The sequence below is a fragment of the Achromobacter aloeverae genome (genome assembly GCF_004121055.1).
Classification (GTDB): Bacteria; Pseudomonadota; Gammaproteobacteria; order Burkholderiales; family Burkholderiaceae_B; genus Bordetella_C; species Bordetella_C aloeverae.
This window is the reverse complement of the sequence record NZ_PYAL01000004.1, coordinates 69,732-92,891: the sequence shown is the minus strand read 5'-3', so window position 1 is coordinate 92,891 and position 23,160 is coordinate 69,732. Positions and strand designations below refer to the sequence as shown.

Annotated in this window: 22 protein-coding genes; 4 read left to right on the top strand and 18 right to left on the bottom strand. The window is 65.7% G+C overall.

Translation table 11 applies throughout. The features are described from left to right. Positions 1-141: 141 nt before the first annotated feature. Positions 142-2,961, bottom strand: coding sequence for a hypothetical protein (locus C7R54_RS14465; RefSeq protein WP_129151157.1), 2,820 nt, complete (start codon positions 2,959-2,961; stop codon positions 142-144). A 500-nt stretch (positions 2,962-3,461) separates the two neighbouring features. Between C7R54_RS14465 and C7R54_RS14460 the strand changes: the two genes are divergently transcribed. Beyond that, a complete protein-coding gene (locus C7R54_RS14460) occupies positions 3,462-4,061 on the top strand; it encodes an RNA polymerase sigma factor (RefSeq protein WP_129151156.1) in 600 nt (199 codons plus the stop codon). Between the two features lie 103 nt (positions 4,062-4,164). On the opposite strand, the gene sctC is transcribed toward C7R54_RS14460, so the two are convergent. From sctC to C7R54_RS14380, 17 genes are all read right to left on the bottom strand, one after another. Continuing rightward, the gene (gene sctC, locus C7R54_RS14455; protein WP_158021205.1) at positions 4,165-6,057 is read right to left on the bottom strand and encodes a type III secretion system outer membrane ring subunit SctC; all 1,893 of its coding nucleotides are present in this window, start codon (positions 6,055-6,057) and stop codon (positions 4,165-4,167) included. A 10-nt stretch (positions 6,058-6,067) separates the two neighbouring features. Beyond that, a complete protein-coding gene (gene sctU, locus C7R54_RS14450; RefSeq protein WP_158021204.1) occupies positions 6,068-7,174 on the bottom strand; it encodes a type III secretion system export apparatus subunit SctU in 1,107 nt (368 codons plus the stop codon). Beyond that, positions 7,171-7,980: a type III secretion system export apparatus subunit SctT gene (gene sctT, locus C7R54_RS14445; RefSeq protein WP_158021203.1), complete on the bottom strand. Its 810-nt coding sequence runs from the start codon at positions 7,978-7,980 to the stop codon at positions 7,171-7,173. Before sctT ends, sctU begins: the two co-directional genes overlap by 4 nt. Positions 7,981-7,993: 13 nt before the next feature. Next, positions 7,994-8,260 carry a type III secretion system export apparatus subunit SctS gene (gene sctS / locus C7R54_RS14440; protein WP_129151152.1) on the bottom strand — a complete coding sequence of 89 codons (267 nt, stop codon included), beginning with the start codon at positions 8,258-8,260 and terminating at the stop codon, positions 7,994-7,996. A 26-nt stretch (positions 8,261-8,286) separates the two neighbouring features. Next, complete coding sequence (sctR, locus tag C7R54_RS14435) at positions 8,287-8,955, bottom strand: type III secretion system export apparatus subunit SctR (protein WP_129151151.1); 669 nt, start codon at positions 8,953-8,955, stop codon at positions 8,287-8,289. After that, positions 8,952-10,277: a type III secretion system cytoplasmic ring protein SctQ gene (sctQ, locus tag C7R54_RS14430; RefSeq protein ID WP_158021202.1), complete on the bottom strand. Its 1,326-nt coding sequence runs from the start codon at positions 10,275-10,277 to the stop codon at positions 8,952-8,954. The genes sctR and sctQ overlap by 4 nt, the downstream gene beginning before the upstream one ends. After that, complete coding sequence (locus C7R54_RS28855; RefSeq protein ID WP_158021201.1) at positions 10,274-10,813, bottom strand: type III secretion HpaP family protein; 540 nt, start codon at positions 10,811-10,813, stop codon at positions 10,274-10,276. Before C7R54_RS28855 ends, sctQ begins: the two co-directional genes overlap by 4 nt. 266 nt (positions 10,814-11,079) lie before the next feature. Further along, entirely contained in the window at positions 11,080-11,553 is a 474-nt protein-coding gene (gene sctO, locus C7R54_RS14425; protein WP_129151149.1) for a type III secretion system stalk subunit SctO, read from the bottom strand. Continuing rightward, positions 11,550-12,941 (bottom strand): type III secretion system ATPase SctN, encoded by a 1,392-nt coding sequence (sctN, locus tag C7R54_RS14420; protein WP_129151148.1) that lies wholly within the window; start codon positions 12,939-12,941, stop codon positions 11,550-11,552. Before sctN ends, sctO begins: the two co-directional genes overlap by 4 nt. Further along, positions 12,928-13,614, bottom strand: coding sequence for an HrpE/YscL family type III secretion apparatus protein (locus C7R54_RS14415; RefSeq protein ID WP_129151147.1), 687 nt, complete (start codon positions 13,612-13,614; stop codon positions 12,928-12,930). The genes sctN and C7R54_RS14415 overlap by 14 nt, the downstream gene beginning before the upstream one ends. Next, positions 13,611-14,252 (bottom strand): hypothetical protein, encoded by a 642-nt coding sequence (locus C7R54_RS14410; protein WP_129151146.1) that lies wholly within the window; start codon positions 14,250-14,252, stop codon positions 13,611-13,613. Before C7R54_RS14410 ends, C7R54_RS14415 begins: the two co-directional genes overlap by 4 nt. After that, positions 14,249-15,049 carry a type III secretion system inner membrane ring lipoprotein SctJ gene (sctJ, locus tag C7R54_RS14405; RefSeq protein WP_158021200.1) on the bottom strand — a complete coding sequence of 267 codons (801 nt, stop codon included), beginning with the start codon at positions 15,047-15,049 and terminating at the stop codon, positions 14,249-14,251. Before sctJ ends, C7R54_RS14410 begins: the two co-directional genes overlap by 4 nt. Positions 15,050-15,114: 65 nt before the next feature. Further along, positions 15,115-15,774, bottom strand: a complete 660-nt coding sequence (locus C7R54_RS14400; protein ID WP_129151144.1) for a hypothetical protein — start codon at positions 15,772-15,774, stop codon at positions 15,115-15,117. A gap of 139 nt (positions 15,775-15,913) precedes the next feature. Further along, positions 15,914-17,146 (bottom strand): type III secretion system translocon subunit SseC family protein, encoded by a 1,233-nt coding sequence (gene sctE / locus C7R54_RS14395; RefSeq protein ID WP_129151143.1) that lies wholly within the window; start codon positions 17,144-17,146, stop codon positions 15,914-15,916. A 56-nt stretch (positions 17,147-17,202) separates the two neighbouring features. Continuing rightward, positions 17,203-18,204, bottom strand: a complete 1,002-nt coding sequence (locus C7R54_RS14390; protein WP_129151142.1) for a hypothetical protein — start codon at positions 18,202-18,204, stop codon at positions 17,203-17,205. A 32-nt stretch (positions 18,205-18,236) separates the two neighbouring features. Continuing rightward, on the bottom strand, positions 18,237-18,707 hold the full coding sequence (locus C7R54_RS14385; RefSeq protein ID WP_129151141.1) for a tetratricopeptide repeat protein: 471 nt from the start codon (positions 18,705-18,707) through the stop codon (positions 18,237-18,239). Further along, on the bottom strand, positions 18,704-19,768 hold the full coding sequence (locus tag C7R54_RS14380) for a hypothetical protein (RefSeq protein ID WP_129151140.1): 1,065 nt from the start codon (positions 19,766-19,768) through the stop codon (positions 18,704-18,706). Before C7R54_RS14380 ends, C7R54_RS14385 begins: the two co-directional genes overlap by 4 nt. Positions 19,769-20,218: 450 nt before the next feature. On the opposite strand from C7R54_RS14380, the gene C7R54_RS14375 reads away from it, so the two are divergent. From C7R54_RS14375 to sctV, 3 genes are read left to right on the top strand one after another with little or no spacing between them, the layout of a single operon-like run. Then, positions 20,219-20,686, top strand: a complete 468-nt coding sequence (locus C7R54_RS14375) for a hypothetical protein (protein WP_129151139.1) — start codon at positions 20,219-20,221, stop codon at positions 20,684-20,686. Between the two features lie 6 nt (positions 20,687-20,692). Beyond that, on the top strand, positions 20,693-21,052 hold the full coding sequence (gene sctY / locus C7R54_RS14370) for a type III secretion apparatus assembly chaperone SctY (RefSeq protein WP_129151138.1): 360 nt from the start codon (positions 20,693-20,695) through the stop codon (positions 21,050-21,052). Positions 21,053-21,055: 3 nt separating this feature from the next. After that, positions 21,056-23,158 (top strand): type III secretion system export apparatus subunit SctV, encoded by a 2,103-nt coding sequence (sctV, locus tag C7R54_RS14365; RefSeq protein ID WP_129151137.1) that lies wholly within the window; start codon positions 21,056-21,058, stop codon positions 23,156-23,158. The last annotated feature ends 2 nt before the right edge of the window (positions 23,159-23,160 follow it).

Below are 23,160 nucleotides of genomic sequence, written 5' to 3'. Positions count from 1 at the left end.
CACGGCGAGCTTCAGGGAGAGCAGCAACCGCGTCGCCGCCCCAAGGGCTCGCGAGCGGGACTTGCCTCGCTCCGGCGGCAAGCAGCGGCATTCTAGGGACCAGGGCGAAGGCAAAGAATAAGAAGAATCTGAAATAGACCCTCACAATGACGCCGCGCATGTGTCCGTGTCGGTATCCGCGTCCGTCTCCGCCCCGCCGGCAATCAATTGATAACGGAAGCCCGCCGACCCGATCAGGTATGAAAAGTTGGTGAAACCCGGATCCGCCTGCACGGCATACGTCGCGCAGACACGGCTGACATGGGGGTCGAGCGCCACGCGGCGCCGGCCGCGGTGCGGATCGTCCACGTCAATGCCGCGCAGCTGTTCGAAGCACACGGCGACGTCAAGGCGGTAGGCGCCGTCCGGCAGGCGCGCGGCATCGACGTGGATCTGGCTGCTGCTGTCCTGGGGCAGATAGGCACGGTCATCGCCCAGGCAGAGGGGTGCGTCCCGTCCCACCATGGCAAGCACCCGCCAGACCGGCTGCGCCAGCACGCGGTTGAGCAGGACCGTCAATCGCCGTGCATCGCGCGGCCCCGCCAGCAGCACCAGGGCCTGCAAGGCCTGCGTCACCGCGCTATCGCGGCCGCCCTCCACCCCGTCCCACGGCGACAACCCGAAGCGCAGGGCAGCACCCTGCGCATTGACGCCGCTGATACTGAAAGACAGGCAGATCCGCTCCAGCGCGTCCGCCATGAAATCACGGCATACCCGCAATGTCGTCTGCGCGCCATCGTCATCCTTGACGGCATGGCGGACAAATCGCGGCGCCCGTGGTCCCGTCTGGAAGAGACGCGCGGACAGCACCGAACACGCATACAGGAAGGCACGCTCGACGCCTTGGCCCAGTACGACCGGCGGCAGCGCCGGACGCACCGGCAACAGCACGCCGAACTCGCCCGCCAGGGCAGACCGCGCAAGCGCCGGCCAGTGATCCGGTGAGCTGCCGCTCCAACCCGGCGGCGCGGCCAACCGCGGCGCCGCCCATTCGGAAATACCCGCCAACCGCATCCATCGCTGCCAAAGCGCGGCATGCACGGCCTCCAGCCAGACGATGGCGGTGCGCAATCGCCAAACCCGCCCTCGCCCCGCGGACGGCCACTCGAATGCCGTCTCCCGGCCGCGCACCAGGCCCGCGTGCGCCGCGGCCAGCGCGCGCAGGGCCAGCCGTGCCGCGGGCCCCGTCATCGCGGCGACGGCATGATCCCAGGTCGTCCGTGCGGCGATCTGCGCCAGGATCGCATCGGCTTGGGAGCGCGTGGTTTCGTCACGCCATACCTCCGTGGCCAGCAGGCCCAGAGACTCGCTGCGCGTATTGCGCGCGTGTACGATTTCGGCCAGGTCCCGCAAGGCGCGCAGCAGCGCGTCCACGCCAACCTGGGGCAAGCGCAGCAGTTGCAACAGGCGCCGTGCGCCAGCGCGCAAGGCCTCGTCTGACATGGCGATGCGGCGCGCATAGCCTTCGTTCCAGGCTCGCGCCCGCGTCCTGTAGCCGAACAGCTCCAGGCCTATCGCGGCGGAATGAAAGCAGCCCAGTTCGTGGTCGCTCATCGCCAGCACCGCATCGAGGCTATCCAGTGGTACCGCACTGCGCGCCCGCCGCAAGGCGGCGCGCATCCGCGGCGACGCATGCATCCCGTCCGCCTCGTCCGACATATCGCGCAAGAATGCCAACTCCCGCAGCTGCGACCACGCCCGCGCCCGATCGCCATTGCGCGGATTAGGCAAGGGTGCCCCGCAGGCGACCTCCCGGGCCCGCTGCAAGGCCAGCAGCAACAGGCGCCGAGGCGCGACGTCATCGCGCGCGGCCAAGGCCTGCGGCAGCCCTTCGTAAATGCGGTACAGCAGGCCGGGTTCCAGGCTGTTCCCTCCCAGCCGCAGAAGGTCCGCCATCAACATGCCGATATCGGGCAAGACCACGCCCGCCGCGCCGATCACGCGCGCCTGCATCTGGTCCAGCGCATGGCGGCAGCGCCCCCATGCCAGGCGCAAGGCGGCCGCCGCGTCGCCGCCCGCATCGATCTCCGCGCGCATCGCGCCGGCAACGGTGATGACGCGCGCCTTCAAGCGGTCCCGCACCGTATCGGCGGCCGCCAGAAACAGCAGCTTGGGCAGATGCCGCGCCAAGCCGCCATCATCCCGTGCCGCGTACAGGAACGGTTGTAGCGTCGTCACCGCCTGCATATCGCACGCCTGCGCCGCCGCGCCCGCCAGCGCCCCCAATGCCGTGTCCGGCAGGCACTGCACCGCGCGGCCGATGAATTGCGCGATCGATTCGCGCGGCGCCTTGAGCACCTGCACATGCTCGGCCTGGACGCGAAGCACGGCCTGCAGGCGCGCATGCGACATCGGCAAGGGATCCATGCCCGGGTAGCCCGCCTCGGCCGCGAACAATTCCGCCATCTCGCAAACGGCGCGCGACATGGCGCGCGCCGCGCACTGCTCCAGACCGGCATCGAGCGCGCGCAGGAAAAGCGACAGCAACATCCCACCGTGAGCGGCGCCGTCCGCCCCCCAGCGCGCGGACAGCCCGCGACCCGCATCCTCCAGCAGCTTGCGATGCCTGGTGTACCCCAGCCGCAGCAGCGCCAGCCCATCCACTTCCTGCGCGGCCAGGCATGCCGTCACGCAGCGCTGGATGCGCGCCGCGATATCGCCTGCCTCCCGCGGATTGAGCGTGACGCGCAGCAAGGCGGTCATCAAGGGTCGCACATCGACGACGACGCCAGCCGCATCATGCGCCCGCGCGATCGACGGCAGCAGGCTCGCGACCACTTCCAGCAAACGGACTTCATGAACATAGGCGCGCAAGGGGACCCGCGTCGGCGGCCCCGCCTGGGCTGCCACCAAGCCCAATGCGTCCACCGCGCCATCGCCCATGCCGGACTTCCTGCGCGATCCGGACGCGCGGCGCGACATGCCCGTTCCGGCACGCAACCCCGCTCGAAACACCGCCCCTCCCAGAAGGCCAGACTCGCCCGCACCGAAGTCGTATGGCAGGGACCGCGGAACCGTATCCTGGCCAGCATCCACCGTTCTCTCCTAGTCATCGATCCAGCGGAGCACGTGCATTCGTATTCACCGATATGCGCAGCGACCGCCCGAGTCGTGCCGTGTTCCAGCCAGCTTTGTAACGCCGATGAATTTTCGTTCCTAAGTTTCGGAAAAATGAACGTGAAAAACGCTACGTCGACCAGTAATCATCAACTACTTCAAGCCCCATCAACGGGCATCAATAAATGCCATGGGAAAAGTCTCAAAACATATGAGGTTTCTGAGTTCTTTAACCGTTTTTATGTCTTTCGTTCGGCTTCGTAAAACCAGCGTCAAATGAGAATCTCGTGGAACAGGCGGTGAACGCGCCATGCCAGATTCGATGGGGCCATACTCGATCGCATCAAAACCTCGGTCGAGACATCATGACACATCTAGCCCCCCTCGTTGAGCGCGCCAAGAAACGTCTTCCTCACACCAGATCGATCACGGCGTTGAAGAATTGTCATGACGACATCTTCATCGACCTCGTCAAGAATCACTCCACCCGTCTTCATCGCTTCATCATCAGACAGATCGGCAACTGCCCGGACGCGGAGGATCTCGCGCAGCAGGCGTTTCTGGAGGCCGCGCGCTCCTACGACACCTTTCGCGGGGAGTCGCAGTTATCGACCTGGCTCTATGGCATCGCGCTGAATCTCGTTCGAAATTATCTTTCCCGCGCGCCGGAGTGCCGGTACTACTTCGTCAACGAAGAGGTGCTGGTCGACCGCGCATCGCACGACCCGGCGCCCGACTTCGTCGCCGAGCAGAACCAGACCATGACGCTGCTGCAGAAGACGCTGGAGGAACTACCGTCCCACATGCGCGAAATCCTGTTGATGATGGGGCTCAACGGCTACACGTATGAAGAAGCGGCGGACCGGGTCGGCGTACCCGTTGGCACCATACGCAGTCGGCTGTCCCGCGCCCGCGCGGAACTGCGGCGACGCCTCACCGACAAAGGATTCCATTTCGACGACTGAAGGCGTAAGCGCGGTGCCCCACTCCGCGCTTACGCCGTTCCGGCATGCAGTCTCCTGGACGCCGCAGGCCTTTGAATATTGGCAAGTGAGCATTGCGTATCGATTATTGGCGCAGCCGCGTCGACGCGCCACGATCCATCAATATCAACCCCAGCGCATCGCCCAGCGTCGACCCCGTCGTCCAGGTAGCATCCAGCGCACGGCCTCGCGGGATCAGATCCTCATCCTCCACGACCGCGCGCCCATTGATGGCGACGATGCGGGGCCGGATCATGAACAGCCGCTCGGTACGCGACCGGCTCTTCGACCGATTGGAAAACAGCGCGCCCAATATGGGGATGTCGCCCAACAGCGGAATCTTGGAAACCTCGTCGCGCAATTGGTTGCTGTTGTAGCCGCCGATCACCAGCGTCTGTCCGTCGCCCACCAAGGCCAGCGTGCTGATCGAGTTCGCCTTGGTAGTCGGATACTTGCCGGCCACCCTGCCCTCGATCACATTGCCATCCTCGATGTCGATGGTGAGTTCGACCTGGCGTCCCTGGGGCGCTTCGATGAAGCGCGGCACCACCCGCAGCGACGTTCCCACCGATACGGGCGTGACGTTGGTCACCCTTTCCCCGGTCTGCTCGATATAGAAGGTCTGCTTCAAGTCGAGGACCGCGCTGGTATTGTCTGTGGTGACTACCGACGGGCGGGCCAGGACGTCCGCCTGGCTGTTGGTCTCCAGCACATTCAACTGCGCATTCAGCACCTCCGACGAGTATCCGAGCCCAAGCGCTCCCGGCTTCAGTACCCCGGCCAGCGCGCCCTTCAATGTGTTTCCTCCCGGCGAGGTGCCATTGTCGAACTTGTAGTTGAACCGGCCTGCCTTGCCCTGCCAGTCGACACCCAGCTCATTGACCGCGCTGGCGTTGACGTCGACGATGATCGCCTCGATTTCGATGAGCGTGCTGGGAACGTCCAGCTGCGCGATCAGCGCGCGGTAGATGGGCATGCGCTCGGGCGTATCCTGGATGATCACCGCGTTCAGGCGCGGATCGGCCTGGATGGAACGCGCGGGCCGGCGTCTCGCCCCTGCCCCGCTCCAGGGCGCGCCCGGCGCTGCGCCGGCAGCCGCGCCCTGGCCCGGCCCCGGCCGGCCACCCATATAGGCCGCGGGACCGCTGCCCTCATCGGCCACGCCGGCCGTGGCGTCATTGGCTAGCGTGGGCGCTGGACGCAGGGGCTGCGCGATGACGCGCAAGGCGGCATCCGTACCGGCATCGGAAGTCCCCTCGATCAGGTTGCGCAACACGGTCGCCACCCCCGGCGTCGTGCTTGCCTGGTCTCGATACATGACCGTACGGTCGCTCACCGACGCGTATTTCAGGCGAAATACCTCGATCTCCTGCCGCGCGGAGGCGGTCGGCAAGGACTGCGACGTGCGCGCGACCAGGTCCACGTACGCCTTGGGTCCGGACACCAGCGCCATATCCTGGCCAGGCAGCTCGCCCCAGCCGAAGCGGGGATCCAGCACGCCCAGCTGCAGCAGGGCCTGGCGCATTCCGCCGATACCGTTCGGCCCCGCGTTGATGGTGCGTGTCTGCACCTCCGACGCGTCGCTGACGTATAGCGTGCCCGCGTAGACGAACCAGTTGAATCCATAGACGCCGCCCAGGCGGTCGAGAAAGTCGGTGGGCGTGTTCGTATTGAATTTGCCGCTTACGATGCCGCCCACCCCTGTACCCAGGCGCAGCGAAAGACTGAAGCCGGACGCGAAATGCTGCAGTACCTCCTGCAAGGTCTGTTGGTCGGCGAAATAGGTGTAAGGCACTTGCGGCCAGCGCGGGCCGGCGGCAGCCTGCCATGACACGCCGGCCAACAAGGCGGCCAGTATCAGCCTTGCGCCCAGCCCCGCGGCCCGGCGCCACGACGGCGAACCCGCGGCGGAGCAACCGCCAGCCGCGGCGTGGCGTTTGACCAGGCCTTGGGGGGCTCCCGGTATGAATCTGCTCATGATCGCTTCTTTATCCTTCCCTATCCATATAGGTGTCATAGGTCGTATGCTTGCCGCCCGCCCCGGAGTCGTCTTCCTGCTTGTCTTCCAGGCCGCGCGCCCAGCGCAATACCGCCGCGACGGGCTCGATGAACTCGGTCGGTATGTAGGCCTCCACCGGCGCGTCGGCGAACAACAGCCGCGCAAGCGGCACGTCACGCAGGATGGGCACGCCTTCCTCCCTGGCCGCCGCGATCATCTCCAGCGCCTCGTCGTCGCAACCCTTGGCCAGCAGCACCGGCAAGGGCGTGCGAGCCGCCTCGTAGTACAGGGCGATAGCGATATGGGTCGGATTCACCACGATCGCGGTGGCCTTCTTCGCCAACTGCGAGGACTCGTTGGCGCTCTCGTTGCGTAGCTGCTTGCGTTGTTGCTTGATTTCCGGCGAGCCTTCCTGCTCCTTGTGCTCGCGCTTGACCTCCTGCTTGGTCATGCGTAGGCGCCGCGTTCTTTCCCGGCGTTGCCAGTACATGTCGAAAGCCGCGATGACGACGCACAGCATCGCCACGCACAACAGCAGTTGCCTCGCCAATCGCGTCACCAGCGCGAAGAAGGGCTCGATGCCCGCATAACCCGCATAGGCCAAGGGCCGCACGGCATCGCGCACCAGGATGTAGATGAAATACGAGAATCCCGCTATCTTGACGATGGCCTTCAAGGTTTCCACGAGATTGCGTTTCGAAACGATATTCTTCGCGTTCTCCGCCACGTTCAAGCGCTTCCCCGATGGCTTTATTTTTTCGAAGGCCATCAGGAACCCGACCTGCAATACGTCGGCCATGAAGCCCACTCCCAGCAGGATGCCGATGAACGGAAGCAGGATGTACACCATCAACGTGAGGCAGCGCCCCCCCGCCAGGCTCAGCGCCTCGGGAAACGGTAGTCCATGAACACCCGCCGGCACCTGGATCAGCTGTATCAGCAGGGGCATGAAGGTGGAGCCGGAAAACAAGGCATAACTCAGCAGCGCGACCAGCAACAGGGCCTGGCTGGAGTCCTTGCTATACGAGACATCGCCCTTGTTGCGCGAATCGCGCAACTTCTTTTGCGACGGCGGCTCGGTCTTCGCCTGGGTCACGGCGCCCCCCAATAAGGCCGCAGCAGAGGCAGGACTTCCCCCACGCGGCTGGACAGCCCGATGGCATGGTCGGCCAGCACGTGCAGGTACAACGCCAGCATCAGGATGCCCAATGCGCTCTTGATCGGCATCGCCAGGAAGAACACCTGCAACTGCGGCGTGAACCGGCTGGCCAGCCCCAGGCCGGCCTCGGCCAGCAACATCACGATGATGGCCGGTCCCGAATACAGCACCATCAGGCGCAGCAGGGTGTCGACCTGCCCCAGCCATAACGGCAAGGCATCCAGGCGCAACGCCGGATACCAGTGCCAGGGATTCCACAGCAGATAGCTGTCGTACAGCACGGCGAGAAATAGCGTCCAGCCACCGGTGGTGAAGAACAGCACCGCGTAGGCACGCCCCAGGAAAGTCCCCAGGGGCGTGGTTTCACTGCCCAGTTCCGGGTTGAAGATGGAAGCGATGCCGGCGCCGCGCTGGTTGTCGATGAAGGTGCCGATGGATTCGAAAATCCAGAACGGCACGGCCAGCGCATAGCCCAGGCACAGGCCGATGAACACCTCCTTGAGCAGGATCACCATCAACAGCGCCATATTGAATTTTTCGGGCGCCTGCACCATCATCAGTGGCACCACGAAGGCCCCCAGGACAGCCGTCAACGTCACCCGCAGGCGTCCCGGCAATACGTTGCGGCCCAAGGGCGGGATCAACGCGCACATCGCGACGATCCGGGCCTGGGTCAGCACCAGGCAGACGAGGGCGCGCAACACGTATTCGTGTCCACCGGAAGCCGCCATGGAAAGCCCCATGCAATCCATCCGTTCAGCGTATCGCCGCGAAACGCGTCATCAACATGACGGTGAATTCATGGATTTCCACTCCCATCCAGCCGCCGGTCAGCAGCAGGGTGAGGAACACGGCGATCAGCTTGACGCCGAAGGACAGCGTCTGCTCCTGGATCTGGGTCAAGGCCTGGAACAGCGAGAACAGCGTACCCACCACCGACGCCACGGCGATGGGCGGAAGGGATAGCCAGAAGATCAGGTACAAGGCCTGCTTCATGAAATGGACGAACTCGGCACTGGACATAGGGGGATGGGCGGGTTTGCGCCGGGTCAGGTATAGGTCAGAACCAGGCTCTGCAACAGGCGTGTCCACCCGTCGACCATGACGAACAGGAACAGCTTCAGCGGCAAGGAAATGGTCATCGGCGACACCATCATCATGCCCATGGCCAGCAGGACGTTGGACACGATCAGGTCGATGATGACGAAGGGGAGGAACAGCAGGAATCCGATCTGGAACGCCGACGTCAGCTCCGACACCAGAAAGGCGGGCACCACGATGATCAGGTCTTCCTGCCGGGCATCCTTGGCAGCCTCTTCCCCCCACAAACGATGGGCGGTCTTGAGAAAGAACTCGCGATTCTCGGGCTTGCCGATGCGCAGCATGAACGCGCGCAGCGGCTGCACGCCCTCATGCAATGCCTCGCCGATCGCCGGCAGGCGGTCCGCCACGGGCCCCGGCTGCTCCAGGGCTACTACCACCGGCGTCAGGTTCTTGAACGACTGGGTGAACACCGGCGCCATGATGTAGACGGACAGGATCATCGCGAGACCGTACATCGCCGTATTGGGCGGTGCCTGCTGCAGGCCCAGCGCGTTGCGCAGCAGTACCATCACCACGGACAGCTTCACGAAGGACGTCGTCAGGACCACGATCATCGGCATGAGGGACAGCCCGACCGCGACGATCAGCAGCGCGATGGGATCGATGCCGGTCATGTCCGCTTGCGCCGCAGATCGATGATGCGCACGCCCAGCCGGCCGTCGATATCCACCAGCTCTCCGTGGCCGATGCAACGGCCATTGGCGCGGATGGCGACGGGCGCCGCGGCGACCTCGCGGTCCAGGACCAGGGTCTGGCCTGGGCGCAGGCGCCGCACTTCGCCCAAGGGCATGCCGCGCGCACCCAGGTCGAAGCCCAGCCGGACAGGAATGGCGTCCAGGGCCCCGGCGGCGAGGCCGGCGTCCATATCATCGGCCGTATTGCCCGTATTGGCCGCATCGTTCGCATCCGCCACATCCGCCAAAGCGCTCTCTCCAGCCGGACCGACCGGACCGGTCGACGGCAAGGCGTCGTGGTCGATGCCGACGGCGGCATCGGCCGGCGGCAAGACGTCGTCATCCGCGTCGATGTCGGGCATATCAAGATCCGGGACATCGTCTTCGGGGGTGTTTTCCTTCTCTTCGGGAGACATGATCGAAATCCAATCCGCAAGTATCAAATAGGCCGCGGGCAGTTCGGCGCCACTGTCCGCTCGATGCCGGACGACCGCCGCCAGCCGTAGCGCCCGTCCGTCCGGCGCAATCAGGCACGCGTGGCCATGGCCGTCGCCCAGGGCACGGTCCAGCAGCACCACGTCGCCCGGCGCCAGCCGGCGCAGGTCGCCGGACGTCAGGTCGGTGTAGCCCACCATGGCGCGCAGGGGGATAGGCACGTCTTCCAGCCACACGTCCTGTCCGGCGACATTCCGCCGGGACAGGCAACGCCCCAGCAGCGCCAGGCCACCGGTGTCGGCTTGCAATACCAGCGGCCACGCCTCGCCGGTGTGCGGCGCGGCGACATGCACCAGGCCACATCCGGCAAGCGCGATAGCCGTCGCCTGGATGCCCTCCCGATCCAGCTGCCAGCCCGGCGCCAGGCCCAGCGCGCGTAGCCGCGGCCGCAGAAAAGCCAGCAGGCAATCGATCGCTGCATCCATCGCCCAGCCCTCCAGGTCGACCCGACCCACCCCGGGAAAGGCCGCCGCCAGCCAAGCCGAAAGTGCCGCTCGCGGGACGACCAGGCGCAAGCTGGCGTCTTGCGTCCACAGCCGGAGGGCCACGCTTGCACTGTCCGAGACTCCCTGCGCCTGGAAGGCCGCCACCGTCGCACCCCGCGCTTGCCCAAGGTCGATGGACAAGCGCCAGCTTGTTCCCGCCCCATCCGCGTCCGGCCAGTCCAGCTCACCGCCATGGCGGGCCAGGGCATTGAGCGCGTCGATGCTGGCCGACGCGATGCGCGGCGGGACATAAGGCCTGATCACCGGCGCCACCTGGTTCATGCCATGCGCGGCCCAATCGCCAGCCCCTCCGTTTCCGCCTCGACCTTGGGCCTCTCGGCATCCGATCGGTACCGTGTCCGTGATCCAGGCGGCGCCGTATTGACCAGGACACTGCAATCGCATTGCCGGCGCTCCGCCAGGCTCGCCGCCAGATGAGGGATCTCCCTGGCCAACAGCGCCATCGCCTCGGGATCGGCGCTTTCGAAAGTCACCTGCAGGCGTCCAGGCAGGTTTTCCAGGGAAACCGACGTGCGCGGCAACTTGGCGTGCCGAAGGTCCATGCGGATAGCGGGCCTGCCATCCCTCTCGATCACGGCCAGCGCATGGACGATTTCAGTGCCCAGCACGGCAGCGAGCGGCGCCGCGGCGCCCGTGGCAGACGCGGCCTGCGCGGCGCCGCGCATATGCGCCGACGCGGCCTGGGCGGCGCCGGCGCCATACTCATCGGACGTACCTGGCAGGCTCTCATCCGCGACGCACCCCGCGCCATCCGGGTCCAGATAACGCGCGGAGAACACATGGGCGTCATCGTCCATACCTTCCCGTCCCCTCGATCGCAAATCGGCCCGCATCAGGATGTCCTGCATCAACGCGTCGGCCCTCCGATGCGCGCGGGCGCCATTTTCGATACTCCGGCTGTCCCGGCCCTCGGCGCCTTGCGCCCGTGACGGCCGCGCGGTGGAACCTTGGGCACGAGCACTCCCGGCGGCCGTTGGCCCATCGCCAGCCGTCCGCGATGTCCGCGCCATGTCCATGCCTATGCCGGGCGATGCGCCCGCGATATCCGTATTTCCCGTTGCCGTCATGTCGCGGTCCTTCGCGATGCGCCGATTTCTTCCATTTCCAGCTCTTCCTCGCGTTCTCCGCGCAGGCGCACGTCCTGTTCGCGCAGCCTGTTCATTTCCCGCGTCTTGTCCAGCTGCCTTCTGCTGCGCGCATGAACGCCGCGCGCGGACTCCAGCTCCGCCTGTCGCTGCCTGCGCCCATCCTCCGCCCCGGCGACGCCATCGCGTAGCGCCTCCGTCCGTTGTCGCAGGACATCAAGCCGGCCATGCATGTCCCGCACCGCCGACAACGTCCACAAGCCTCCACGCAGGCTATCGAACAACGCATCCCCTTCGCGCCTGGCGTTCTGCTCGCCCTGCTCCAGCATCCGCTCCGCTTGCGCCACGGCGTCGTCCGCCTGCGCGCGCGCATCCCGGGCCCGCCGCAAGGACTGTGCATCGCGCGCCTCACGCGACGCGCGCAACGCCAGGACTCGCGTCAACAGGATCATCGCGTCCCCTCCTCGTTGGCATAAGGATGGCCGGCCGCGGGCCGTACGCCCATGGAAGCGTGCCCGAAAGCCAGTTGCTCCAGTTGCGCGACCGTATCGGCATAGGGCTGCGATTCCGTCGTCCGCTGCCTCAGGAACGCATTGATCGCCGGCATCTTCCCGATCGCCTCGTCGGTATCGGGATCGGCGCCCGGCGTGTACTCGCCCATGCGCAGCAGCAGTTCCGTGTCCTGGTAGCGGGCCATCAATTCACGGATCCTGCCAGCCGCGGCCATGTGCCGATCTCCGGCCACGCGGCTCATCACGCGGCTCGCGGACGCGAGCACATCGATGGCCGGATAGTGATTGGCAGCGCCCAGCTTGCGCGACAGCACGACGTGTCCATCCAGGATCGACCGCACCTCATCGGCAATCGGTTCGCTCATGTCATCGCCCTCGACCAGCACGGTATAAAACGCCGTGATGGACCCGCGCGCGTTATTCCCCGTCCGCTCCAGCAGGCGGGGCAGGCTGGTGAATACCGACGGCGGGAAACCACGCCGGGTGGGCGGTTCGCCCGCCGCGAGGCCAATTTCGCGCTGCGCGCGCGCGAATCGCGTCACCGAGTCCATCAGGAAGAGGACGCGCTTGCCCTGGTCGCGAAAATACTCGGCGACAGCGGTCGCCACGAAAGCGGCCTTGCTGCGCTCCATCGGCGACTTGTCCCCCGTCGCGCACACGACGACGCTGCGCGCGAGCATGGCCGGACCCAGTTCGTCGTGCAGGAACTCGCCCACCTCGCGTCCCCGCTCGCCGATCAACGCAATGACGTTGACGTCGACCGCGGCGCCCTTGACGAGCATTCCCATCAACGTGGATTTTCCGCCGCCGGCCGCCGCGAACACACCCAGCCGCTGCCCTTCGCCACAGGTCAACAGACCGTCCATGGCCCGCACGCCCAGCGGCAGCGGATGCCGGATCACGCCGCGCGACAAGGGATGCGGCGCATCGGCCAGCACCGGATATCGATCCGTCGTGACCAATGGACCGCGCTCGGCCTCGTCCAGCGGACGGCCCAGGCCATCCAGCACGCGGCCCATCAACGCCAGCCCCACCGGCACCGTCATGGCCTTGCCGGAGGGGATGACCTCGGTGGTCGGCGCGATGCCGCACATATCGCCCAAGGGGGTCAGCACCGCCGCGCCGGCAGCGAAGCCCACGACTTCCGCCAGGATGGCCGTGCCGTCCTCCGGATTGCGCAATTCGCATATTTCACCGACGCGGGCCTGGGCCACCGCGGCCCGTATGATGGTGCCCACCGATTCGGTGACGCGGCCGGTGATGCGCACGGTCCTCGTGGCGCCCAGCGCCGCGCGCAGCCGGGGCAGGATGGTCTCAAGGCTGGCCATCGCCGCCCCCATCGCAACCCTCTGCGTCGCTCGCCTCCGTCGCGGCCGCCACGCCCCGGCGCAAGGCCTGCTCCAAGGAGGCCAACTGCTCCTCCACCCCGGCCTCGATGACGCCGATGGCGGTTTCGACCCGGCACGCGCCACGCGGCACCTGCGCGGTCGCCACGATGTCCAGGTCCTCGATGCCAGGGAACTCTGCCAGCAGGTCGTCGCGCCAGGCCAGCACGGCGGCGACATCGTCCGCATGCACGCGCAGCACCGCCTGCTTCTGCCGGCGCGCCCGCGCCAGCGCACCGCGCACGATACGCACGACGCGCTCACGCTCGTCCATCTCTCCGATGATTTCGCGCACGCAGTCCATCACCAGGTCGGCCATCTCCATCTCGATACCATCCAGGTAATCCCTCGCGCGCTGCAAGGTGTCCGCGATGGCGGCCTGCTGCGTGGCGCGTGCCTCCCGCAGGCCTTCGAGATAGCCTAGTTCCCGCTCGGACGCATGATCGCGCCGGGCCTGCTCCTGCATCGCCCGGGCCTGGGCGCCGGCCGCGCTCAGCAGGTCACTCGCCCGCACCCAACGCGAGTAGTCCGACGCGCGCAAGACCTTGCCTTCGACCGCGACCCGCGCGGCGTCCAGCGTCCGGGGACGCGATGCGCCGATGACGCGGAATCTCATCTTCGGTTCTCCGGCGTATCCAGGGCCTTGGCCAACGCCAGCGCGTCCGGGGCCGGCAGCCCTTCCGGCGCGGCCGCGTCCGCGGGCAGCCGCAAGGCCATGCGCAGGCGCAGGGCGTCGTCATCACAGTCGGTCGCCAGCCGCAAGGCTCCCCATCCCAGCGCCTCCATCCGCGCGACCGCGGTCTCGGGCGTGTCGAAGGCGACGCCATCCAGGCCGGGATGCGGCGCGGCCTCCCCCAGCAGGGTCAAGGCATAAAGGTCCTGGCCCAGGGTCGCGGCCAGCCGCCGTACCCATGCCCCCGACACGCAGCGGCGCACGCGCGGCGCGCACAACACCGCGCCCATGCGCTTCGCCAGCAGCAGCAATCCCGCGGCATCGTAGGAGACCAGCCAGCCCGTAGCCGCGGTTTCCAGCGCCGCGGGCCTGTCCCATATTCCCAAGCTGCGCAGGATATGCCGCGACCAGTGCCAGTGCCAGATATCCGCATAAGCCGTGCTGGCGTGGATGGCCGCCCAGGCGGGACCTGGGGGATAGTCCGGTCTATGGCTGGGATGCAAGGTCTTGCTCGGCAGCATATTGAATTGCCACCAAACTGGATCGAAGACCGGGCCCCGTGCCGACAGCGCCTTGCTCATGCGCGCACCGCCCTGTCCTGGTCGCCGCCGGCGAACGCCGCCCCCCCGCTGGCAGTCCCCCCGCCGCGGCGCTTACGCGCGCGACGCACATGACGCCACCAGAACAGGCCGCCCGCGCCCATGGACAGCAGGGCCGCGGCCATCAGTCCGGTGACGACGAACTCCATCTTGGCGACGGAGTCCGGCGCCACCATCACACCCCATACATCCTTCGTCTGGGGCCGCTTCACCGGTTCCTTGGCGGATGCCGCCGGCACAAGGGCGATGGACACATTTTCCGCATTCAACCCAGGGATCGCATGGGTGACCAGGGTACGCAACTGGGGCAGCACCGCATCCAGGGGCTGCTCGGCATGGTATTTGATGAACACGCCAGCCTTGGCCGGCGTCGCCACCCGGTCCACGCCCGCGGGTTCGGGCAGGACCACGTGCACGCGCGCCACCACCACACCGTCGATCTTGGATAATGTATTCGCCAGTTCCTGCGACAAGGCATGGACGTAGAGGGCGCGCTCCTCCACCGGCGAGGAGATCATCCCTTCCTTCTGGAAAGTGCGGCCCAGGCCCTGGAAGCTCTCCCGCGGCAGGCCGGCTTGGCGCAACACCTCCAGCGCGCCGCCCACCGACGCGCCGGGAACGGCAATCACGATCCCGGCCTTGGTTGCTGTCCTCGATGGCGCGATGCCGTTGTTCAGCAATGCCGACATCACTTCATTGGCCTCACCTTCGCTGGGGACGGTCAGGATATTCACGTCCGATCCGCAAGCCGCCAGCGATGTCAGGCAGGCGAAAACCATGGGCAACCACCGCGCCGACCACCGATGCCTGCCCGTGCGTGGAAGAAAGAGCAACCAACGAAACATCACGCACTACTCTTCATGAAGGTGTCCGCGTCGCGCACCACCTTGAGTACAGACTTGGATAGCGTTTCGAAGTAAATGGAATACATGCCGGTCATGCGTTGCAGGCCGAGCATGCCCGCGGTGCTCGCATACGACGCGGGGTCCATGAAGCGCTTTTCCAGGTCCGCGTGCATGGCCGATATCTTGCCGAACAGGGAAGAGATGCCGGCCTTGGCGCCGGCGGGCCCGGTGGCACCCGCAACGCTGTTGGAGGCGTTCTTGTCATCGTTGCGCTCCGCCGCTTCGGCCGCCTCGGCCGCGCTCATCGTGTCGATGAAGCGTTGCGTGACGGCCCCGGCATTACCGGCGGACCGGGAGGCCAATGCGACATGGCTCGCGGCGGCGCCATGGAACAGCGACGACACGCCCGCCGCCGGCATGCGGACCGCCTGGACGGCGGGCGTGTCCATCGCCGCTGCCTTGAGCCGCGTCGGCGGCGCGGCGTCCGCGGCATTCATCAAACCGGAGAAACGCTCGATAAGCGCGCCGTCCGCGCCACCGGCGCGCCCCGTCCCCGACAGGGGCGGTGTCGTCGCCGTCATGGCCGCGCTGGCCGCCGGCCGGGAATCCAGAAGCGCGATTCCCGGTATGGCGGCGCTGGAAAATGCTTGGGCGCTCATGATAGATATCCGGTTGAGAAATGTCCGGTTCGAACGGGTTAGAAAAGGGATGCGCATTTTGTTGACGCACGCGCGACTTCCATCAGGAAAGAACACCCCTCATCTGGTTCCATACTTAGATGTAAACAAGCGTGTGCGATTACGCAGTCGCGCCGAAGGAGGCCACGCGCGCAAGCGCATCGCCCTGCAATTGGGTGAACAAGGTCTGAAATTCCCGCCACTCGCTATAGTTGTCGCTGACACGCTTCAGGTTGTCGGCTTCCATCGAATTCCAGCCGTCCGCGATCTTGATTTCGCTCTGTAGTTGATAGCACTCGGCGCCGAGCTTCTCCCCCTGGTAGGTATCCCAGGCCGCCAAGCCATTGAGGATGCCGCCCACGCCGCTCGCCAGCCCATTGGCGAGATTGCCCCCTACGTCCGCGCCGACGGAAACGCTCTGGAGCGTCAGGCCGCCACCGAGCCGGGCTACCATTTCGCTCGCGCCACCGGCAGCGCGCATGGAACTTGCCGCATTGCCGAACGAGAACGCCATGACCCCCACCGTGGCGACGACGGTCATGGCCATCTCGATTTTCTCCGCGGCGGCTTTGGACACGCCGACCAACTGTGCGGCATTCCCCCACAAGCGCCCGGCCGTCGAGGGATCGTTGATCAGGCCCACCACCGTCGCCACCATGATGGCGGAACCGATGACATTGCCGACCTTTTCGGCCAGGTCGTCCCGCATGCCCATGGCCTTCAGGCCTGCCGTCACCGCGGAACAAAGCGCGCCCGTGATCGAGAAATCCTCCTTGCCGGCCAACTGCACGCTTTTCTCCACCACGCCCAGGGCCGACGCGGCGAACATGGCCAACAAGGCGGGAGATGCCAGCAGGCCGGCACCTGAAGCCACCGAGGCGGCAAGGGCGATCCCCAGGCCTATCGTCGTGATCACCTGTGCCACGAGCCCGAATATCCGCGCGAACAGCCCTTTTTTCCTGGCAGTCCCCTGATGCTCCCGCGCCTCCTTGCGCTTCGCATCCACGGTGTTCTGCAAGGTTTCCTTGGCCTCGATCCGGTTTTTCATGCTCGTCTTGGCGCTGTCCATCTGCGCAAGCGACGTCATTGTCTTCAGATTGTCGATGAGCGCGAGCAGGACCTGGAAATCGACGTTTGCCCACGGGCTGTCCTCCGGGCTGGAGTAATGCCGGGGAAGCGCGGGCGCCCCATTGGCATTGGACAGCGCATCGTGGTCCTGGAGAGCCGGATAATCCATGCGCGCCTGGTCGGCCAGCGCGCCCAGCCCGCCTTCCGGAGCGTCACGGAAGAGGGGCACCCCGGGAGCGGAGAAGAACAACGGCGACAGCGCCATTCCTGCTATGTGAGTCGACATGTTTGCTGCCCCTACCTCGTTCATGATTGACAATAGGCTTCAGCCACGCAGGCGAGTCAGCGCATCACGGCGAGCAGCCGCTGGTACTCGGCGTTGTTCAACGCCTTCTTGGCATTGACCATCTCGCTTTGCTGGGACAACGACGCTTGCTTGTTCGCGCTGGACAGGCCGCCGTACGCGTCTGCCTGGCTCTTGTCGGCGTCCGCGCGGATCCGAGCCGCATCGTTCCAGCCCGCCAACGCCGTGCCGGCACTGGCAAGACCGCTGAGACTGGACGCCAAGGTCGAATGATTGCGCGCCTTTTCCAGGTGACGCGTGCGGCCGCTGTTGGCGATCTGGCTGTCCATGCTCGCCTGCTCCCGCTGATACGCAGCCTCGGCCCTATCCTGCTTCGCGGCGTCCGCCTTCTTCATATAGCCGTCGGCCTTGGCCTTGTGCAGGGCCGCTGCCCGCTGGTTGTCAGCATCAAGCCTGGCTTGCCTGGCTGCGTCGTTACCCGACGCCGGCCCGCCGACGGCCTGGGTCAGTTCCTGCGATTTCGCTTGCGCCTGGTTCGCCTTCCGCGTCATCTCCTCCGCTTCAAGCCCCAACTCCCTTTCCGCTTTCATTTGTGTCTTCCGGAGGGTATTGGCGTCGATCTCCTTCTTTCCGTCCATCGCTGCCTTGCCCGTGGAGCGTATGGCGTAAAGGCCGCCGAGAACCGCGACACTGCTGGCGACCACACTGAACACCACCCGCTTCAACGCGGCACTTTCAGCCTCCGTCCCTCCCCGCCTCCCCGCCTCGGCGCCGTCCAGGATGCGGCGTCGCTGGTCGTCATTGCTGCTCGCCGCCGCCTGGCTGCAGATTTTCGCGGCGTCACTCAACGCCGAGTCGGCGTCCGTGTAGTTGACATACTTCGACGGCCCCAGCCCCGACTCGCCCTGCGCCGACTGGCACAGCCCCTTATAGGCCGTGTCATCCAGTCCAAGGCTGTCCGTCCCCAGGGCCGTGGCGCCCACGTACTGCCAGGACAAGTCCGGCATACCCGACGTAATACCAAGTTGTTGGCTTCCCATATATTCCTCCAGCTGTGGTTGAAACTCGAACTTCAGTGCCGGTCCGCCTGGCACTGAAGGGTGGCGCAGTACTCGCGCACGGCGCCATGTTCATCGCCCACGCATAGCGACCGCGCGATATCTATCGCTTCCTTGGCATGGTCCACCTTGCCAAGCTTGAGCAGGCACTCCGCGAAGCGCGCGGCATACAGCGGGTCCTCGGTCGACATCATCAGCGGCGCGTAAAGATCCAGGGCCAGTTCGTACTTGCCTTGTGCTTGCGCTGCCGACGCCGCGGCCTGCAAGGCCAGTGTGTCGGCCGGGTTGTCCGCGACCAGTTGCACGAACAACGCATAGGCTTGCTCATAGCGCTTCGACTCGTACAGGGCATGGCCGCGTTCATAGAGAGACTTGCGCGCGGCGGGCGCCAGCCTGCGGCCCCCCCCCTGCGCAAGCTCTCCGACGGCGCGCCGCAGGCGCTCCATCGCGGCGACCATGGCCCGTTCGTTGGGCGTGGTGTTCATCGGCCTATGCTCGTCGCGATGGCGTTCTTGGTCTGCCCCTCCTTGGTAGTAATGCTGTTCATGCCCATGAGATAAGCCTGTCCGGCCTGCCCTTCGCGCGTGAGATCATTCGTCTCGATGCTGTTCATGTTGTTATATGTCGTCAGCTTCGAATCCATGCTGGTGATCAGATCGTCCAGCTGCTGCTTCTGCGTCTTTTCCGTGATTGCGCCGCCGTAGGGGCTGAGGTCCCATCCAAGGTCCCGAAGATCCTGGGTAACTTTGCGCGCCTTCTCGTCTGAATAACCTGTCGTGCCCTTGAGCGTGTCGTCGGCTTTCGCGGCGGGCTTGAAGCCGCTCACAAGCTCCCGCAACTCTTGCTGAGTGCTGCGGACTTTCTCCTGCTCCAGGTTCTTTTGCTTGACCACCAGCCCCCGCCGGAGCGTGTTTTCCGCAGCCGTTCCGTACATCATCTTCATGATGGCGTAGATGACCTCGAAAAGATCGCCCGTCGCCAGCGCATTCTGTATTTCGGTATCGGAAGTTGGCGAGTAGGCGTTGCCCAAGGGCGCCGTGGGAGCAGCTTGGCTGTCGAAGAATGCAGTTTGGCTGTCCGGTGTGGCGGCGGATAGCGACCATGCCGCCGTCGGCACATCCCGCTTCGAGACCCGCTTGGACATGACATCCAGCATATCCACCAGGAATCGCATTCCTGGCAAAAGGTTCGCCAGCCTGGGATCCTTATCGGCGCCATGCGATACCTCGCCGTACAGTTTCTCCGCCACCGCCTTCAGCCGCGCGAAGCTGTCGGCCGTTCCGAAGCCTGGATCCCTGGCGATACTAATCGCTTCGAAGGCGATTCGCGCCAGTCGTTCGATCGCCGTCTCGCCATCCGCGTAATGCGTATGCATGCCAACCGGCGCATGCAGGCGTTGTGCGAACACCTCGCTCGCCGCCGAAGCCGCCAATCTCCCCAGCCCGTCGGTATCGTCCGACACGCCGTGGTCGCCAGCCTGGGGACTCACAGGCGCCAGCGCCTGTGAGTCCCCAAGGTTGTAAATGGAATTATTGATGCCTGCCATCTCGCCACCTATCGTCCATATTGAGAGTGAAGTCGAATGTTCCGTTCGAGAACGCCCGTCGGGCAGCGGAACTTGAGCGGTATGTTGCCAGCCCCCTTCTCGGGTTCCGAATGAGAAAAAACTGAGTTCCCAAAACGACACCTCGGAGACCAGGGAACCAACCCAAGCCGCTGCGTTACTACGGACGACGCCCGCTTTCGGCCGCACCGCCGCGACAGTCATCTCGCGCACCCGTGTGGACGCTGCCGGCGATGTCCGTACCAGGCATCCACGCGCGCCGCCATGGACGGGATTTTTCCGAACTTGGCCTGGGCGCGGCGAACGCCGGGCCCAGGCCCTTCGATAAGGTCCGCACAGCGCCATCCATCCCATAGACACTGGTGCTCCATGGAAAACCTCGAGGCGCCGGACATGCGGCTGGAGCACGGAGCGACGACTTAAGGCTTGAACATGGACAACAGAATTCCTACATCAGCACCCGATCCTTCCTACCTGGAACCGGTCGCCGCGCCTACGCCGCCTGACGCGCCCGCCGTCTCGGAAGGTCAACGTATCGCCGGGCTCCACCCCGCACTCGTGCGCACCCACGCACCGCGCAAGGGCGACCGCGACGCGGCCGCCTTGCAGCCCAGTCTCGACCTGGACATGCTGCAGCGACTTATCTCGCCGGCCGCATACCGGAACGTGACGCGGGACGGCGTCTCTTTCCTGGCCGCCATGCGGATGCTGCAGGCCTTCCTCGAAGACAACAAGGCCGCGGGGCCGCGGGCTTCCCAGGAAGGCGTCGCCCCCGGCGCACAGGCCGACCCGCCGGATGGCGTGCCGCCCATGGAGACCGCCGCGCGCCTGGTCAGCGAAATCTGCAAGCACGGCGACACGCTCGACATCTACATCCATTGCGCGCCCAAGCTGGGCTGATATTCGATGCGCCAGGATCCCAGACTGCCCACCGCCTGCAATGTGCTGCGCGTGCTGGCCTATGCCCAGCTGCAGAACAACCAGCCACATAACGCCCGCATCCTGCTGGCGGCGCTTGACCAGCTTGGCCACCTGGACGTCCGGTCCCGCGCCATGAAGGCGCTCGCCGAATTGCGCGATGGCGCACCGGGAGTCGCGCTGGCCACGTTGCGGGATGGCGCCGACAAGGGCGAGGAAATATCCCTGTTCCATCTCATCCGCGCCCAGGCCTATATGAAGCAGGGCCAGGCGACGCTGGCGCGCGCGGCGATGCAAAGGTACATCTCCTTGCGGAGCCAAGGCGCCGCCAACGCGACAGGAACCTGAACCATGCAACGGCTTTCCCGCCTGGTCACCGCCGCCACCAGCCGCAATGACGTCGTCCTGGCGGTCTTCGTGATCGCGATCATCTTCATGATGATCCTGCCGCTGCCGACCACACTGGTCGACGTGCTCATCGGCACCAACATCACGCTGACCTGCGTACTGCTGATGGTGGCCATCTACCTGCCATCGCCGCTGGCGTTTTCCTCGTTTCCCTCCGTGCTGCTGGTGGGCACGCTGTTCCGCCTCGGCATCTCCATCGCCACGACGCGCCTGATCCTGCTCGACGGCGATGCCGGACACATCATCGAGACCTTTGGCAACTTCGTCGTAGGCGGCAACCTGGTGGTGGGCCTGGTCGTCTTCCTGATCCTCACCGTCGTGCAGTTCATCGTGGTCACCAAGGGCGCGGAGCGCGTGGCCGAAGTCGCGGCCCGCTTCTCCCTGGACGCCATGCCGGGCAAGCAGATGTCCATCGACGCCGACGTGCGCGCCGGCACCATCGACAAGGACGAAGCGCGGCGCCGCCGGCGCCAGGTGGAAAAGGAAAGCCAGCTCTATGGCGCCATGGACGGCGCCATGAAATTCGTCAAGGGCGACGCCATCGCAGGCCTCATCATCGTCGCGGTCAACCTGCTGGGCGGCCTGGCGATCGGCGTCCTCCAGCACGGCATGAGCGCCGCCGATGCCGGCGCCACCTACTCCATCCTCAGCATCGGCGACGGCCTGATCTCGCAGATTCCCGCCCTGCTGACGGCCATCTCCGCAGGCATCATCGTCACCCGCGTGCCCGATGAACAACGTTCCAACGTAGGGAAGGACATCGGCAAGCAGGTGATGGCGCATCCTCGCGCCCTGTTGATCAGCGCTTCGGTCGCACTGTTCATGGCCCTGATCCCGGGCATGCCGGTCGTCGTATTCCTGGTACTCGCCGCGATCCTGGGACTGGTGGGATACACACTCGCGCGCACGGCCAGGGACGCCTCCGACAGTGAAGCTGCCGACGGCGCCGACCGCACGGGCGCCAAGGACAGGGAGTCGGATGACGATGCGGCGAAGCTGGCCTCGGCCCGCCCGCTGACGATAGAGATCTCCGCCGAACTGGATGCGGAGCTGGACCCGGAAGACCTGAAGCGCGACTATCTCGCGGCGCGCGGCGAGCTCTACCGTGAACTGGGCATCCCCCTGCCGGAGGTCCACGTGCATGTCGGCAACGCCGCGCGCGAGGCCGGCGAGGAGGATACCGAACTGGCACACGCCGGGCGATGCTACCGCGTCCACCTCTACGACGTGCCCGCCGACCAGGGCTATTGTCCGCCGGACGCCATCCTCGCGCGCGAGAGCCCGGCCAACATGCAGGCGCTGGGCATCGCCCGCCTAGGGGGCGAGACATGGCATGATCCGCGCGAATACTGGGTCGCCGACAGCCATGCGACCACATTGCGCGCCGCCGGCGTGCCCTATCTCTGGCCCGCTCAGGTCATCGCGGACCGCGCCACCCAGGCGCTCAGGCGCTACGCGGCCGACTTCCTGGGCATCCAGGAGGCTCGCCTGCTGCTGACCGCGCAGGAAACCCGCTATCCGGAGCTGGTCAAGGAAACCCAGCGCATCATGCCCATACAAAGAGTGGCGGAAATCCTGCAGCGCCTGGTTTCCGAACATATCTGCATACGCGACATGCGGGCCATCCTGGAGGCCCTGATCGAGTGGGCGCAAAAAGAGAAGGACACGGTACTGCTGACGGAGTACGCCCGCATCGGACTGAAGCGCTACATCAGCTACAAGTACGCGAACGAGCATGGCTTCCTGCCCGCCTACCTGCTCGCGCCGGCCACCGAACAGGCCGTACGGGATGCCATCCGTCAAACGTCGGGAGGCAGTTATCTCGCCATGGACCCGGAACAATCCGCGCGGCTTCTGGAACGCATAAAGCAGACCGTCGGTCCGCCGACCACCACCGCACAGCGTCCCGTCCTGCTCACGACCATGGACATCAGGCGCTATGTGCGAAAACTGATCGAGAACGACCTTTATCAACTCCCCGTCTTGTCGTACCAGGAATTGTCCGCGGAACTGAATATCCAACCGCTTTCCCGCATCGAACTTTGAAC

Bases quoted from the DNA above. Each gene is read 5' to 3' on its own strand.
- C7R54_RS14465 (WP_129151157.1), bottom strand. From the start codon at position 2,961: ATGTCGCGCCGCGCGTCCGGATCGCGCAGGAAGTCCGGCATGGGCGAT.
- C7R54_RS14460 (WP_129151156.1), top strand. From the start codon at position 3,462: ATGACACATCTAGCCCCCCTCGTTGAGCGCGCCAAGAAACGTCTTCCT.
- sctC (WP_158021205.1), bottom strand. From the start codon at position 6,057: ATGAGCAGATTCATACCGGGAGCCCCCCAAGGCCTGGTCAAACGCCAC.
- sctT (WP_158021203.1), bottom strand. From the start codon at position 7,980: ATGGGGCTTTCCATGGCGGCTTCCGGTGGACACGAATACGTGTTGCGC.
- sctS (WP_129151152.1), bottom strand. From the start codon at position 8,260: ATGTCCAGTGCCGAGTTCGTCCATTTCATGAAGCAGGCCTTGTACCTG.
- sctR (WP_129151151.1), bottom strand. From the start codon at position 8,955: ATGACCGGCATCGATCCCATCGCGCTGCTGATCGTCGCGGTCGGGCTG.
- sctQ (WP_158021202.1), bottom strand. From the start codon at position 10,277: ATGAACCAGGTGGCGCCGGTGATCAGGCCTTATGTCCCGCCGCGCATC.
- C7R54_RS28855 (WP_158021201.1), bottom strand. From the start codon at position 10,813: ATGGACGATGACGCCCATGTGTTCTCCGCGCGTTATCTGGACCCGGAT.
- sctO (WP_129151149.1), bottom strand. From the start codon at position 11,553: ATGATCCTGTTGACGCGAGTCCTGGCGTTGCGCGCGTCGCGTGAGGCG.
- sctN (WP_129151148.1), bottom strand. From the start codon at position 12,941: ATGGCCAGCCTTGAGACCATCCTGCCCCGGCTGCGCGCGGCGCTGGGC.
- C7R54_RS14415 (WP_129151147.1), bottom strand. From the start codon at position 13,614: ATGAGATTCCGCGTCATCGGCGCATCGCGTCCCCGGACGCTGGACGCC.
- C7R54_RS14410 (WP_129151146.1), bottom strand. From the start codon at position 14,252: ATGAGCAAGGCGCTGTCGGCACGGGGCCCGGTCTTCGATCCAGTTTGG.
- sctJ (WP_158021200.1), bottom strand. From the start codon at position 15,049: ATGGTTTTCGCCTGCCTGACATCGCTGGCGGCTTGCGGATCGGACGTG.
- C7R54_RS14400 (WP_129151144.1), bottom strand. From the start codon at position 15,774: ATGAGCGCCCAAGCATTTTCCAGCGCCGCCATACCGGGAATCGCGCTT.
- sctE (WP_129151143.1), bottom strand. From the start codon at position 17,146: ATGTCGACTCACATAGCAGGAATGGCGCTGTCGCCGTTGTTCTTCTCC.
- C7R54_RS14390 (WP_129151142.1), bottom strand. From the start codon at position 18,204: ATGGGAAGCCAACAACTTGGTATTACGTCGGGTATGCCGGACTTGTCC.
- C7R54_RS14385 (WP_129151141.1), bottom strand. From the start codon at position 18,707: ATGAACACCACGCCCAACGAACGGGCCATGGTCGCCGCGATGGAGCGC.
- C7R54_RS14380 (WP_129151140.1), bottom strand. From the start codon at position 19,768: ATGGCAGGCATCAATAATTCCATTTACAACCTTGGGGACTCACAGGCG.
- C7R54_RS14375 (WP_129151139.1), top strand. From the start codon at position 20,219: ATGGACAACAGAATTCCTACATCAGCACCCGATCCTTCCTACCTGGAA.
- sctY (WP_129151138.1), top strand. From the start codon at position 20,693: ATGCGCCAGGATCCCAGACTGCCCACCGCCTGCAATGTGCTGCGCGTG.
- sctV (WP_129151137.1), top strand. From the start codon at position 21,056: ATGCAACGGCTTTCCCGCCTGGTCACCGCCGCCACCAGCCGCAATGAC.